This window comes from Actinomadura sp. J1-007, from assembly GCF_009793335.1.
GTDB lineage: Bacteria > Actinomycetota > Actinomycetes > Streptosporangiales > Streptosporangiaceae > Spirillospora > Spirillospora yumaensis.
This window is the reverse complement of the sequence record NZ_WING01000002.1, coordinates 1,232,549-1,246,980: the sequence shown is the minus strand read 5'-3', so window position 1 is coordinate 1,246,980 and position 14,432 is coordinate 1,232,549. Positions and strand designations below refer to the sequence as shown.

Genomic DNA, 14,432 nt, shown 5'->3' with positions numbered 1-14,432 from the left:
GTCAGGCTCCTTTCGCGAGGAGGCGGGCGGCCCGGTCGCGGGCGCGCGCGCTCAGCTCGATCGGCTCGCCGTCGAACCCGGGGCCCCGCGTGGCGTCCAGGCCCATCCGCGAGGTCGTGCCGTCCGTCCCGGACGACGGGTCGAGCGGGCTGCCGGGCAGCCCGTCCACGACGAACAGGTCGGCGTGCGGCTGGAAGTGGGCGGCGAGCGCCCACAGGACGGCGGCGTCGTCGGTGACGTCCACGTCGTCGTCCACGGCGACCACCGTCTTCAGGTACGGGTCCCAGCCGAGCAGGCCCAGCATCACCTGGCGGGCCTGGCCGGGGCGGCGCTGCCGCAGCGCCACGTACGCGTGGAAGTGCGTGCCGGAGTTCGGGTAGTGCAGCGCGGTCACGTCGGGGAAGCGGGCGGCGAGCTGCTCGGCCATCTCCGACTCCCGGGGGATCCGCGCGAGGTTGAGGTGCTCGGCGGAGTTGCCCGCGACGACGTCCAGCAGGACGGGGTCGCGGCGCCGGCAGATCGTCTCGACGCGCAGCACGTTGTTGGTCGAACGGTGCGAGGAGTACCCGGAGAACTCGCCGAACGGCCCCTCCGGCGCGCGGTCGCCCGGGTCGATCACGCCCTCGATGACGTACTCGGCGGTCGCCGGGACGCGGATGCCGTGCCGCGGCGTCCGGACGACCTGGAGCGGCTCGCCGAACAGCCCGCCCGCGATCGCCCGCTCGTCCACGCCGGGCCCGACCCGCGCGGACGCCGCCAGCATGAACAGCGGGTGCCCGCCGACCACCATCGCGACGGGCAGCGGCCGGCCGAGGTCGCGGGCGCGGTTCAGCAGCCGCCACAGGTCGCCGCGCGAGTGCAGGCTGAGTGCCAGCTCGTGCGGCGCGTGCGGCGTCGCGCGGTGGTAGCTGAGGTTGCCCGCGCCCGCTCCCGCTCCCGTGCCCGTTCCCGCGTCGCCGTCCGGGTCCTCGGCGACGACGATGCCGCTGGTGATGTAGCGGCCGAGGTCGGACGCGAAGTGCCGGATCATCGGGACCGCCGCCAGGTCGGCGTCCGCGCCGGTCAGCACCTCGGCGAGGACCGGGCCGTCCGGGACGGCCTCGGGCTCGCACGCCCGGCGGGACCGTTCCTGGTAGGCGGCGTGCAGCCCGGCCTGGTCGGTGCCGAACAGCGACGCGATCCGCGCCCGGGACGCGAACACGTTCGTCACCAGCTCCACGCCGAGCCCCGCGACCTTCGGGCAGCGGACCATCTCGTCGCGGCCGCGCGCCGCCAGCGCGAACGCCAGCGCCGTCACGTCCTCCTCGGCCGACAGCTCGTCGTCCACGACGAGCACGTCGCCGGGCGAGCGCGCCGTATGCTCCGCCAGCCACACGTGCAGGTCCTGGCGTTCGGACAGGGTCGTCACAGGGTCTCCTCCTCGGGGGTCCGCGCGGCGGGCGCGTCCGGGGCGTCGTCCGGCGGCCCGTCCCACCGCCGGAACAGGTGGTGCTCGATCCCGAACTGGTCGAGCACCTTCCCGACCGTGTGCGCGATCAGGTCGTCGATCGTGCGCGGCCGGGCGTAGAAGCCGGGGACGGGCGGCAGGACCACCGCGCCCGCCTCGGTGACCGCGGTCATGTTCCGCAGGTGGACGAGGCCGAGCGGCGTCTCGCGGGTCACGAGGACCAGCCGCCGCCGCTCCTTCAGCGTCACGTCGGCGGCGCGGGCGAGCAGGTCGCCCGAGAAGCCGTGCGCGACGGCGGCCAGGGTCTTCATCGAGCACGGCACGACCGCCATGCCGAGCGTCAGGAACGAGCCGGACGACACGGCCGCGGCCAGGTCGCGGGAGTCGTGGACCACGTCGGCGAGCGCGCACACCTCGTCGGGGTCCCGCCGCGCCTCCAGCTCGACGGTGCGGCGGGCCCCCGCCGACACGACCAGGTGCGTCTCGACGGTGCCGAGCTTGCGCAGCGCCTCCAGCAGGGCGATGCCGTACTGCGGGGCGCTGGACCCCGAGATCCCGACGACCAGCCGCGGGCGTGTGGACGTCAAATCGTCTCCTCCTCGGGCCGCTCCCAGCGCGGCCATGGCAGGTGGTGGAACAGCAGGTTGAGCAGGACGGCGGCGAGGGTCCCGACGGCGACGCCGCTGTCGAGGAACATCCGCGCCGACTGCGGCAGCTGGTCGTACGCGCCGGGCACGGCCATCGGGACGAGCCCGACCGCGAGCGACACCGCGACGATCACCAGGTTGGCGGTGTCGCGCCGCACGTCCGCGAGGATGCGCAGCCCGACGACCGCGACGGTCGCGAACATGGCGAGGGTCGCGCCGCCGAGCACCGGCTTCGGCACCGACGCCACGACCCGGCCGAACACCGGGAACACGCTCATCAGCACGAGGATCGCCCCGGCCGCAGCGGTCACCCACCGGCTGCGGACCCGGGTGAGGGTCACCACGCCGATGTTCTGGGTGAAGGTGATGTACATGAACGACTGGAAGACCCCGCCGAGCGTGCTGACCACGCCGTCGGCGCGGAGCGCGGCGATCACGTCGCGCCGGGACGCGGGCCGCTCGACCGCCTCCCCGACCGCGAGGACCTGCCCGGACGTCTCCACCATCAGCACGAACTGGATGAGGACGAGCGACAGGCACGCGACGGCGTCGAACGACGGGTACCCGAAGTGGAACGGCTCGGGCGCGCTCGCGACGGCGCCGTGCCCGACCCCGCCGAAGTCGGCCTGGCCGGTGAGCAGCGCCACGGCCGTCACCAGGACCATGCCCGCGAGGATCGCGAGCTGGCCGAGCAGCGGCGGCAGGAACCGGTAGAGCAGCACGACCACCAGCAGGGTGAGGCCGCCGAGCGCGATCCCGGACGGGGCGCCGAACCCGGCGTCGCCGGGCTTCCCGCCGAAGATCATCCGCGCGCCGGCCGGGACCAGCGTGATCCCGATCAGCGTGATCGTGGTGCCGACCACGACCGGCGGGAAGAACCGCAGCAGCCGCCCGAACAGCGGCGCGAACGCGACCATGAAGACGCCGGCGAGCACGATCGAGCCGTACATCACCGGGATTCCGTACTCGGTGCCGATCAGCACCATCGGCACCACGCCGTTGTAGGCGGCGCCGATCACCAGCGGCAGCCGCGCGCCGACCCGCCACACGCCGGCCGACTGGAGCAGCGTGCCGATCCCGCACAGCAGCAGGTCGGCGGCCACGAGGGCGACCACGTCGCGGGCGGGCAGCCCGAGCCCGGCCGCGACGATGAGCGGCACCGCGATGGTGCTGGCGTACATCACCAGCACGTGCTGGACGCCGAGCGGGACCAGCCTGCCGAGCGGCGGGACCGCGTCGACCGGATGCCGCGGGGCGGCCGGGCCGGCGGCGGACGGCGGGGACCGGTGGGACTGGTGGGACTGTCGGGACTGCGGAGACAGGGACTTTTCTCTGCCGGACGTATCGGACACGTCTGGCCACCTCCAGGCATCTGCCCAGCACCTCGCGGAGCGCGCCACCCCTGCGCCCGGCGAGGCCCCCGTGATGAACCCCCTGGCGCCCGGCCGGACTCCCCCGCCCGGCCCGGCGCCGTCGCCCGGCCGGGCGCCCCCCGAGGCGCCCGGCCGGGCCGTGCCGCTAGCCCGCGGTGACCGCGCCGACGCCCGCGTAGGTGTCGGTGAGGCGCGCCTGCGCCTCCTCCGGCGTGCGCGGCGGCGGCGTCGGCTTCAGCCCGAGGAGCTTGGCCATGTTGTTGCCGAGGTAGCCCTCCAGGTCGTCCTCCGACAGGTGCATGCCCTGCGGGGGCGGCCCGCACAGGACCTCCAGCTCGCGCGCCCACATGCCGGGCTCGTTCGGCGGGGAGTCGGTGCCGAACACGAGCTGGTGCTTCTCCATCTGCTGCGCGAACTCCACGATCCGCGACTGGAGCAGCCAGCCGGACTCGCCGTACACGTTGGGGCTGTCGAGGATCATGTAGAGCGCCTCGAAGCAGTACACCCCGCCGGTCTGCACGCCGAAGTGCGCGAGGATGAAGTTGACGTCCTTGAACTCGCGGATGATCGGGTAGAACTGCGTCGGGATCGAGTACGGCCCGTCGCCGGTGTGGATCAGCACCACGAGGCCGAGCTCGTCGCAGACCCGCAGGACGGGCCGCAGCCAGTCCAGGGCCCGGTCCGGGCGGTAGGCGTGCATGTTGGCGTGGAGCTTGACCATCTTGTAGCCGTACTCCTTGACGTGGAACTCCAGCTCCTTCGCGCCGTTCTCCGGCCCGAAGCGCGGGTTGTACATGAAGTTCCCGATGAACCGGTCCGGGTACCGCTGGACCAGCTCGGTGATGTACGCCATGTAGTCGCGGATGCCCTCGCGGCCGGTGCGCATCCCGTCCTGCCACACCGAGTTGCCGGGCGGGGGCATGATGCAGCCGTAGTCGATGCGGCGCGGCTTCCCGTTGATCATGTACGGGCCGTCCATCATCTCGATGGTGCGCTCGCCGGTGAACGGCGACCCGTCGTGGCGCCACGCCTGGTCCACGATGTTGGTCGGGTGCATGTGGGTGTCGATGATCACGCTGATGACCTTTCTGCCACGGACGCTGCCGGGTGTTCGGCAGTGGAGCGTTCTGTGGCCGGCCACGGCCCGGCCGCTCACCGCGCGGGGCCGTACCTACGCCAGGTCAGGGAGTGCTCACCCCTCCAGCCCGGCGAGCTGCCCGGGACGCACGGGGACGCGGGGGAGGTCCAGCCCGGTCGCGGCGCGCAGCGCGTTCGCGATGGCCGGGGTGGACGAGAGGGTGGGCGGCTCGCCGACGCCGTTCAGGCCGTACGGCGAGTCGGGGTGCGGGAGTTCGAGCAGGTCGATCCGCACCGGCGGCATGTCGAGGATCGTCGGGATGAGGTAGTCGGTGAACGAGGGGTTGCGGACGACGCCGCCGCTCACCTGCACCTCCTCCATCAGCGCGAGCCCGAGGCCCTGCGCGCTGCCGCCCTCGATCTGCCCCTCGACGGCGCGCGGGTTGATCGCCTTGCCGACGTCCTCGCACACCGCCAGCTCGACGACCCGGACGAGCCCGAGGTCGGTGTCGACCTCGACGACGGCGCGGTGCGCGGCGAACGCGAACGCGATGTGCGCGTCGCCCTGCCCGGTCTCGGGGTCGATCCGCCGCGTCGGCCGGTGCCGGTACACGAAGGTCTCCGCGACCTCCCCGCCCGCCAGCAGCTCCGGCAGCGTCACCGCGGTCTCGCCCGAGTCCGCGCGGACGACGGCGCCGCCGTCCAGCGCGAGCCGTCCGGCGTCCTCGCCGAGGAGCGCGGCGGCGCGTTCGAGCACGTTCGCCCGTACGGCCCGGCACGCGCCCTGCACCGCGCCCGCGGTCATCCAGGTCTGCCGCGACGCCGACGACGAGCCGGAGTCGCCGATGAGGGTGTCGGCGTTGCGCACCTCGACGTCGGCGACGCCGAGCTCGGTCCGGACGACCTGCGCCTGGACGGTCACCACGCCCTGCCCGCACTCGGACGCCGCGCAGTACGCCTCGGCCCGGGGCCGCCCGTCGCGGACGCCGAGGGTGACGCGGGCGGTGCAGACGTCCTCGACGCCGCCGGAGTAGCCGATCGCCTTGACGCCGACGGCGTACCCGACGCCGCGCCGCAGCCCCTCGCCGCGCGTCACGCCGCCGAGCCCGCCGGGCCAGGCGCGCGGGTCGCGGTGGTGGCCCGGCTCGGGCGGCAGCGGCATCGCCTCCAGCCGCCGCAGCAGCTCGGCGACCGGCGCGGGGCCGTCCACCGCCTGCCCGGTCGGCAGAACCGTGCCGGTCGTCATGGCGTTGCGGACGCGCAGCTCGACCGGGTCGAGGCCGAGGTCGCGGGCGAGGCGGTCCATGTTGGACTCGACGGCGTAGCAGGACTGGACGGCCCCGAACCCGCGCATCGCTCCGCACGGCGGGTTGTTGGTGAACACCGCGCAGCCGTCGATCTCGGCGTTCGGCACCTCGTACGCCCCGGCGGCGAAGTAGCAGGCGTTGGCGATGACGACCTGCGACGTCGAGGTGTACGCGCCGCCGTCCATCAGCAGGCGCGCGGTCATGTAGACGATGCGGCCGTCGCGCGTCGCGCCGTGCTCGATCCGCATCCGCGCCGGGTGCCGGTGGACGTGGCCGAAGAACGACTCCTCGCGGTTGTAGACCATCTTCACGGGGCGCCCGGTGCGCAGCGCGAGCAGGCAGGCGTGGATGTGGACCGACAGGTCCTCGCGCCCTCCGAACGCCCCGCCGACGCCCGACATCGTCAGCCGGACGCGCTCCTCGGGCAGGCCGAGGGACGCCGCGACCTGCCGTCGGTCCTCGTGCAGCCACTGGGACGAGACGTACAGGTCGATCCCGCCGTCGCCGTCCGGGACGGCGAGCCCGGACTCGGGGCCGAGGAACGCCTGGTCCTGCATCCCGACCTCGTACTCCCCGGCGGAGACGACGTCGGCGCGCGGCCGGGCGGCGGCGACGTCGCCGTGCCTGATCCGCACGTGCCGGACGAGGTTGCCGTCCGGGTGCACGAGCGGCGCGCCGGGCTCCAGCGCCGCCTCGGGGTCGGTGAGCGGCTCGCGGACCTCGTAGTCCACCGCGATCCGCTCCAGCGCCCGCCGCGCGGCCTCGGGGTGCTCGGCCGCGACGACCGCGACGGGCTCGCCCTGGTAGCGGACGGCCTCGCCCGCGAGCACGGGCTGGTCGGACACCTTCATCCCGTACGTGCCGCTGCCGGGCACGTCCTCGTGCGTGAGGACGGCGTGGACGCCGGGGACCTCCAGCGCCCGCGCGGCGTCGATCCGCAGGACGCGGGCGCACGGGTGCGGCGAGCGCAGCGTCGCGCCCCACAGCATCCCCTCGCGGCTCAGGTCGGACGAGTACTCGAAGGCGCCGCGCACCTTCGGGACCCCGTCCGGGCGGGCCGCGCTGGCGCCCACCCCGTCGTTCACCCGCGTCGGGCGGGGCGGCCGGGGCGTGATCAGGGTGCTCAAGCCGGACATCCTTCCTCCGCGCCGCAGCGCGTACGTCGTCGGCCCGCGGCGGTCGCGGCCGTGGGGCGCGACGCGGCGGTCGGGGGGCGCGGCGGGCCGGGCCCGCCGCGGCTCAACGTTGGGGGGCGGACTGGGAGAGGCGGACCCTGAGCCTCGTCACGTGGTTGCGCGCGGCCCGCTCGGCCGCCTCGGGGTCGCCGGCGGACATGGCGTCGTAGATCTCGCGGTGCTCCTCCAGGGCGAGCCGCGGCGCGTGCGGGTGCCGCCACAGCGAGTGCAGGCCGAGGTGGGCCTTGCCCTGGATCCGGTCGAGGATGCCGATCAGGTGCGCGTTGCCGGACAGGTTGCGGATGGCCTGGTGGAAGAGCATGTCCTGGCGGATGTGGGCCCCCTCGTCGCCGCCCTCGGCGAGGACGAGGGCGTGGTCGCCGAGGATCCCCTCCAGGTCGGCCAGGGCGGCGACGTCGAGGCGCTCGGTCGCCAGCCGCGCCGCGAGTCCCTCCAGGGACTCGCGGACGACGTAGAGCTGGCGCAGGTCCTCGACGTCGACGCTGCTGACCTCGGCGCCGCGGTGGGGGACGTGGGTGGCGAGGCCGTCGTGGATGAGCCGCTGCACCGCCTCGCGGACCGGGCTGCGGCTGATGCCCATCCGGTCGGCGAGCGCCGGGACGCTCATCGCGGTGCCGGGCGGGAGCCGGTTCTCCAGGATGGCGGCGCGCAGCTCGTCGTAGGCGCGCTCGGCGAGCAGGCTGCCGGGGGCCACGTTGTTGACCGAACGGTAGGCGGTGCTCATCTCGATGACCTCACGCTCGAATGTTACATGCAATGTGCCCCCCTTTCCTAGAGCTCTCGGCAGGATTACATGCAATCTTGGGTCGACGGGCGCCGGCAGGGGGTCAGAGGTCCGGGAGGTGGAGCGCCGGGGCCGCGGCGACGGCGCGGGCGATGAGCCGCTTCTCGTCCATCCGGGTGCTGCGGCCGTCCGCGATCACCACCTCGCCGTCCACGAGCACCGTGTCGACCGTCCGGGAACTGCCCGTGGTGAGCAGGGTGGCGCCGGGGTCGTGGACGGGCACGCAGGCGAGGTCGCGGTCGAAGCGCAGCAGCACCAGGTCGGCCTGGACGCCGGGCACGACGCCGTCCGGGCGGTCCTCCAGGCCGACCACGCCGTTGGCGCCCGTCGTCGCGAGCCGGATCATGTCCGCGAACCCGAGCAGGTCGGACCGTCCCCGCACGGCCCGTTGCAGGTACGCGCCCATGCGCATCGTCTCCAGGGCGTCCTGCGTGTCGTTGCTGGCGGCGCCGTCCACGCCGAGGCCGACGCGGATCCCGGCCTCCAGCATCTCCGGCACGGGCGCGACACCGCTGCCGAGCCGCATGTTGCTGAGCGGGTTGTACGAGACGCCGACGCCGTTCGCGGCCAGGGCGCGCCGCCCGTCGGCGTCGAGCTCGCAGCAGTGCACGGCGAGCAGCCGGTCCCAGAGGAACCCGGCGTCCGCGAGGTAGCCGACGGCGCCGACGCCCGCGTGCTCGCGGCACATGTCCTCGTCGGTGCCGGTCTCCAGCAGGTGGATGCTGGCGGGCATGCCGCGCTCCTCGGCGAACGCGCGGACCCGCCGCAGGCCGTCCGGCGTGAGCGAGCGCGGGTTCGGGACGGCGAGCCCGATCGAGACGCGGGACCCGGCCGTGCGGGCGGCCAGCTCGTCCACGTGGGCGAGGACGTCGTCGAGGGGCTCCATGAGGCGCGGTTCGAAGCCCCACTTGCGGGTGGTGTCGGGCCGGTCGGCCACTCCCCTGCACACGACGGCGCGGACGCCCGTGTCGTCCAGCGCCCGCAGGACCGCGTCGTGCACGGCGCGGGACGGGTGCGGCCACATGTGCTCGACGAGCGCGGTCGTGCCGCTGCGCAGCGCCTCCAGGGACGCCGCCGCGGCGGCCACGTACGCCTGCTCGGGCGTGAGCGCGACCGTCCCCTCCGCGACGTACCGCAGCCAGCGGATGAGCGGCTCGCCCTCGGCGATGCCGCGCATGAGGGCCTGATGCAGGTGGGTGTGGGTGTTGACGAGGCCGGGGACGAGGTGCCCGCCGGTGCCGTCCACCACCTCGGCGGGCGTCGGGGCCGGGTCGTGGGGCCGGACGCTCACCACCCGGCCGTCGTGCACGAGCACGTCCCGGCCGGGCAGCCAGCGGCCCCCGGTCCACACGGTCACGTCGCGGACGAGCAGGGATGCCTTGCTCACGTTTCTACGTCCTCTCGGGCGGCTGGTCAGGCGGTCTCGGGCGCGGGCCGCGGCCCGGCGGCCCGCTCGGGCCCGCGACCCCGGCGGGCTCTCCGCCGGGCTCTCCGGCGGCGGTGGGTCCCGACGCGCGGTCGCGCCGGGTCTCGTTCAGCAGGAGGTTGAGCAGGAACGCGGCGATGCCCCCGGCGGCGATGCCGCTGCCGAGGATCGTCTGCGCGAACTGGGGGAACCTGTCGTACACGTGCGGCGCGCCGACCGGCATGAACCCGAGGCCGAACGACAGCGACACGACGAGCATGTTGCGCGAGTCGGCGAGGTCGGCCTGGGCGAGGATCCGCAGCCCGACCGCGCCGACCATCCCGAACATCACGACGCCGACGCCGCCGAGCACCGGGCCGGGCAGCGCGGCGACGACCGCGCCGAGCTTCGGCGCGAGGCCGAGCACGACGAGGATCAGGCCGGACCCGGCGACGACCCAGCGGCTGAGCACCTTGGTCATGCTGACCAGGCCGACGTTCTCGCCGAACGTCACGATGGTGAAGGAGTTGAACGCGCCCGCGAGGGCCGTCGCGGCGCCGTCGGCGCGCAGCGCCCGCGCGACCTCCGGCGGCCCGACCTCGCGCCCGGCGATCTGCCCCATGGCGAGGGTGTCGCCGGCCGACTCGACCATGTTGACGAGCTGCACGATCACCATCGGCAGGATCGCCGACAGCATGAACGTCGGGGCGCCGAAGTCGAACGGCGCGACGAACCCCACCAGGTCGGCCTCGCCGACGCCGCCGAAGTCGGTGATGCCCATGGCGACCGCGACGAGCGTCCCGCCGATGAGCGCGAGCAGCACGGCGACGCGCGCCAGGAACGGCGGCGCGAACCGTTCGACCAGGAGGATGAACGCGATCGTCCCGGCGGCGAGGCCGATGTCGCGCACCGCCCCGTAGCCGGGGGCCTGCGGGTCGGGCCCCGCGATCAGCGAGGCGGTCGAGGGCACCAGGCTGAACCCGATGATCGCGATGATGGCGCCGGTGACCAGCGGCGGGAAGAACCGCAGCAGCCGGCTGAAGTAGGGCGCGGCGAGGAAGGTCAGCGCGCCCGCGACGAGGGTCGCGCCGAACACCGCGGGCAGCCCGCCGTCCTTGCCGACGATGATGGCCGGGCCGATGCCGGTGAACGTCGAGCCCATCACGATCGGCAGCCGGACGCCGACCTTCCAGATCCCGATCGTCTGGAGCAGCGTGGCGACGCCGCTGACGAACAGGTTGGCGGTGATCAGGGCGGCGATCCGGTCGCCGGACAGGCCGAGCCCCGAGCCGATGAGCAGCGGGACCGTGACCATGCCCGAGTAGGCGATGAGGACGTGCTGGACGCTGAGCGGCACGAGCGTGCGCAGCCGCGGCACGGCGTCCACGGCGTCGGGTGTTCCGGGAGGTCGGTTGCGGATCGAGGACATGCTGTCTCCCTCCTCTCCCGCGGCACGCGCGGGAGATGCCATCCGTCCGCTATGTCCGTGTGGCCCCGGAACACCCACACATTGCATGTAATGTGAACCGAGCCACAACCCCCGAGCGGTCTTGCGGATTGCAACGGAATCGCCTATGGGAGCCGCGGAAGGGCTCCGTTCGGGACGACGTTGGCGCCAGTACAGCAAGGGACGATCCGGCGTCCTAGTGGACGCCCGCACAAACCGGCCGCTCGCGGCGATCACCGTCTTGGAGGTCCCCGTCAACGCGCCCGGCGGCGTCACCACGACTCACCCAACGTGGACGTCAGAACGCCCGTCAATCCCCTTCCGGGCCACCGTCGTCAATCCCCGCCCCCTCGGAACGTCGCGTCCGGCCCGCCACGGCCCGTCCCGGCCCGCCCGCCTGGCGCAGCGAATCCCGTGCCGGTGGGCTCGGCCGGGAACGCGGCGCGAGGCCGGGGGCCGGACGGGCTCCGAGGGGCGGGCGGGAACGGCGAAGCGGCCGCCGAGAACGTGCGCTCGGCGACCGCTTCTCTCGTCCGGCCCGTCCGACCGGTCCGGCCCGTCCGACCGGTCCGGCCCGTCCGACCGGTCCGGCTCGTCCGGCCGGTTCGGCTCGTCCGGCCGGTTCGACCGGTTCAGCCGGTTCGGATCAGGCGGGGTCAGGCGGGGGCAGGTCCACGATCGCGGCGAGGGCGGCGCGGTGCCGGTCGGGCGTGCCGAGCGCGATCGAGGCGCTCTTGGCGCGCTTGAGGTACAGGTGCGCCGGGTGCTCCCACGTGAACCCGATCCCGCCGTGCATCTGGACGCACTCCTCGGCGGCGCGCACCGCGACGGCCGAGCAGTGCGCCTGCGCGACGGCGACCGCGACCGGGAGGTCCGGATCGTTCGCGGCCAGGCAGGACGCGGCGTGGCGGGCGACCGCGCGGGCCTGGGTGATCGACGTCCACAGGTCCGCGAGCCGGTGCTTGAGCCCCTGGTACGAGCCGACCGGACGGCCGAACTGGTAGCGGGTCTTGAGGTACTCGACGGTCGTGGCGAGGCACTGCTCGGCGAGCCCGAGCTGCTCGGAGGCGAGCATCGCGGCGCCCGCCGTGAGGGCCGCCCCGACGGGCCCGTCCCCCTCCGCGATCGGCCACGCGGGCGCGCCGGCGAAGGCGATGTCGCTGAGCCGCCGCGTCATGTCGAGCGAGGTCACGGGGGTACGGGCGGCGTCGGCGGCGTCCACCGCGTACAGCCCGCCGCCCGCCGGGACGAGCAGGACGTCGGCGGCGGCCCCGTCGGCGACGCTCCTGACCTCCCCGGTGAGCCGCCCGTCCTCGGCCCGCACGGTCGGCGCCGCCGCGCCGGGGGCGGTGCCGAACGGCACGGCGAGGACGGCGACGCGGTTGCCGGACGCCAGCTCGGCGAGCAGCTCGCGCTCCCCCGCCGCGAGCAGCGCCGCGGTCGCGAGCACGGAGCTGGTGAGGAACGGGACGGGCGCGACCGCGCGGCCGAGCTCCTCCATGACGACGGCGGTCTCGCGCCACGTCGCGCCCGCCCCGCCGAGCTCCTCGGGGACGGGCAGCCCGGCGCAGCCGAGCCGCGCGGCGACGGCGTCCCAGAGGGCGGCGTCGTACGGCTCGTCCTTCTCGGTCCCGGCGAGCACGTCCGTCCACGGCGCCTTGTCGCCCAGGACCTCGCGGACGCCGGAGCGCAGGTCGTTCTCGATCTCGCTGTACAGCAGGTCGCTCACTTGGGCAGGTCCTTCCACGGCACGTCCTTGTCGACCCGGATCTCGCCGGGCAGGCCCAGCACGCGTTCGGCGACGATGTTGCGCAGGATCTCCGACGTGCCGCCCTCGATCGAGTTGCCCTTGGCTCGCAGGTAGCGGTAGCCGGGCGAGCGGCGGGTGAAGTCGACCTCGGACGGGCGGCGCATCGTCCAGTCGTCGTAGCGCAGGCCGTCGTCGCCGAGCAGTTCCAGCTCCAGGCCGGAGATCTCCTGGTTGAGCTTGGCGAACGCGAGCTTGGCCGCCGACCCCTCGGGGCCCGGCTCGCCCGCGGTGAGCTGCTGGCGGAGCCGTTCGCCGGTGAGGCGGGCCGCCTCGCTCTCGACCCACAGCCGCATCAGCGTGTCGTGGTGGCCCGGGGAGCGCACCTCGGGGCGGTCGCGCCAGAGCCCGGCGACCACGCCGATCATGCCGCTCTCGCGCGGGGCCGCCGCGCCGCCGATCGCGACGCGCTCGTTCATCAGGGTCGTGGTGGCGACCCGCCAGCCGTCCCCGACCCCGCCGAGGCGGTGCTCGTCGGGGATCCGCACGTCGGTGAGGAACACCTCGTTGAACTCGGCCTCGCCGGTGATCTGGCGCAGCGGCCGGACCTCGACGCCGGGCGCGGTCATGTCGCACACGAAGTAGGTCATGCCGCGGTGCTTCGGCACGGCGGGGTCGGTGCGGGTCACCAGGATCGCCCAGCGGGCCTCGTGGGCCATGGACGTCCACACCTTCTGGCCGTTGACGGTCCAGCCGTCGCCGTCGGGGACGGCGCGGGTGCCGAGCGCGGCGAGGTCGGACCCGGCGCCCGGCTCGCTGAACAGCTGGCACCAGATCTCCTCGCCGCACCACAGCGGGCGCAGGAAGCGCTCCTTCTGCTCCGCGGTGCCGAACGCCAGGATCGTCGGCGCGGCCATGCCGAGCCCGATGGCGTTGCGCTCCGGGTGGTTGGAGGGCGCGCCCGCCTCGGCGAACAGCGCGTCCACCTCGCGCTGGAGCGCCCGCGGAGCGCCGAGCCCGCCGAGCCCCTCGGGGTAGTGCACCCAGGCCAGCCCGGCGTCGAACCTCGCGTGCAGGAACTCGGTCCGTCCGGTGGCGGCGGGATCGTGTGCGGCGAGGAACTCGCCGACCCGCCTGCGCAGCTCGTCGGCGTCGGGCGGTGCTGTGGTCACGGGGCGGACCTCCGCGCGGGGTGAGAGGGCGGCGAAGCCGCCGGGAACGGGACATACCAAACCGGTCGGTATGTGCTCCCCACCCTAGAAACGCGCTCGCGAGCGCGTCAACACGGCCCTCCGCCCGGCGGGGCGCCCGCTGCGGCTAGAATCGGAGCGAACACTCCGAATCATTCGGCGGCGTGTCCCGCCGGAACGCGGAACGCGGTACGACCGGCCCACTCTCCACGGAGGACAGATGACGGCAGCCACGCCGGGGAGGCCGCTGCGCGCGGACGCCGCCCGCAACCGCGCGAAGGTGCTGGAGGCGGCGGGGGCCGTCTTCGCCGAGCGGGGGCCGTCCGCGTCCACCGAGGAGGTCGCGCGGCGGGCGGGGGTCGGGGCCGGGACGGTGTTCCGGCACTTCCCGACCAAGGAGGCCCTGCTGGAGGCGGTGCTGGTCGCGCTGCTGGAGGACCACGCGCGCGAGGCCCGCGCCCGGATCGAGCACGACGACCCCGGCGCGGCGTTCTTCGGGTTCTTCACCCGCGTGGTCGAACGGGCCGCGACCAAGAACGCGCTGTCCGGCGCGCTCGCCGACGCGGGCATCGACCCGCGGCAGGCGACCGGCGAGGCCGGCGCGGCGCTGAAGCGCGCCCTCGGCACGCTGCTGGAACGCGCGCAGGCCGCGGGCGCGGTCCGTGCCGACGTGACGCTGGCCGAGGTGCTCGCGCTGCTCGCGGGCATGTCGCACGCGGCGGGCCACGGCGGCGACGGCCGCGCCCTGGAGATCGTCTTCGACGGCCTCAGGCCCCGCTGACCGCCCGCCCGGCACGTACGGCACGTACGGC

11 protein-coding genes are annotated in these 14,432 nt (G+C 74.5%); 1 reads left to right on the top strand and 10 read right to left on the bottom strand.

Annotated elements, in window-relative coordinates; translation table 11 throughout:
- Nucleotide 1: 1 nt before the first annotated feature.
- From GEV43_RS39585 to GEV43_RS39540, 10 genes are all read right to left on the bottom strand, one after another.
- Nucleotides 2–1,408, bottom strand: coding sequence for a UbiD family decarboxylase (locus GEV43_RS39585; protein ID WP_160825744.1), 1,407 nt, complete (start codon nt 1,406–1,408; stop codon nt 2–4).
- Nucleotides 1,405–2,034 (bottom strand): UbiX family flavin prenyltransferase, encoded by a 630-nt coding sequence (locus GEV43_RS39580; RefSeq protein WP_241684213.1) that lies wholly within the window; start codon nt 2,032–2,034, stop codon nt 1,405–1,407. Before GEV43_RS39580 ends, GEV43_RS39585 begins: the two co-directional genes overlap by 4 nt.
- A complete protein-coding gene (locus tag GEV43_RS39575) occupies nt 2,031–3,446 on the bottom strand; it encodes a nucleobase:cation symporter-2 family protein (protein ID WP_206681591.1) in 1,416 nt (471 codons plus the stop codon). Before GEV43_RS39575 ends, GEV43_RS39580 begins: the two co-directional genes overlap by 4 nt.
- A gap of 166 nt (nt 3,447–3,612) precedes the next feature.
- The gene (locus GEV43_RS39570) at nt 3,613–4,542 is read right to left on the bottom strand and encodes an amidohydrolase family protein (RefSeq protein WP_160825742.1); all 930 of its coding nucleotides are present in this window, start codon (nt 4,540–4,542) and stop codon (nt 3,613–3,615) included.
- Nucleotides 4,543–4,659: 117 nt separating this feature from the next.
- Nucleotides 4,660–6,987, bottom strand: coding sequence for a xanthine dehydrogenase subunit D (gene pucD / locus GEV43_RS39565; RefSeq protein WP_160825741.1), 2,328 nt, complete (start codon nt 6,985–6,987; stop codon nt 4,660–4,662).
- A gap of 103 nt (nt 6,988–7,090) precedes the next feature.
- Nucleotides 7,091–7,771: a GntR family transcriptional regulator gene (locus tag GEV43_RS39560; RefSeq protein ID WP_160825740.1), complete on the bottom strand. Its 681-nt coding sequence runs from the start codon at nt 7,769–7,771 to the stop codon at nt 7,091–7,093.
- 103 nt (nt 7,772–7,874) lie between these two features.
- Nucleotides 7,875–9,218 carry an amidohydrolase family protein gene (locus GEV43_RS39555; RefSeq protein ID WP_309240185.1) on the bottom strand — a complete coding sequence of 448 codons (1,344 nt, stop codon included), beginning with the start codon at nt 9,216–9,218 and terminating at the stop codon, nt 7,875–7,877.
- Nucleotides 9,219–9,222: 4 nt separating this feature from the next.
- A complete protein-coding gene (locus tag GEV43_RS39550) occupies nt 9,223–10,665 on the bottom strand; it encodes a nucleobase:cation symporter-2 family protein (RefSeq protein WP_160825739.1) in 1,443 nt (480 codons plus the stop codon).
- 664 nt (nt 10,666–11,329) lie between these two features.
- The gene (locus tag GEV43_RS39545; RefSeq protein WP_160825738.1) at nt 11,330–12,412 is read right to left on the bottom strand and encodes an acyl-CoA dehydrogenase family protein; all 1,083 of its coding nucleotides are present in this window, start codon (nt 12,410–12,412) and stop codon (nt 11,330–11,332) included.
- Entirely contained in the window at nt 12,409–13,602 is a 1,194-nt protein-coding gene (locus GEV43_RS39540) for an acyl-CoA dehydrogenase family protein (RefSeq protein WP_160825737.1), read from the bottom strand. The genes GEV43_RS39545 and GEV43_RS39540 overlap by 4 nt, the downstream gene beginning before the upstream one ends.
- Nucleotides 13,603–13,840: 238 nt before the next feature.
- Here GEV43_RS39540 and GEV43_RS39535 point away from each other — a divergent pair, with 238 nt between their 5' ends.
- On the top strand, nt 13,841–14,401 hold the full coding sequence (locus tag GEV43_RS39535) for a TetR/AcrR family transcriptional regulator (RefSeq protein ID WP_160825736.1): 561 nt from the start codon (nt 13,841–13,843) through the stop codon (nt 14,399–14,401).
- Nucleotides 14,402–14,432: the final 31 nt, after the last annotated feature.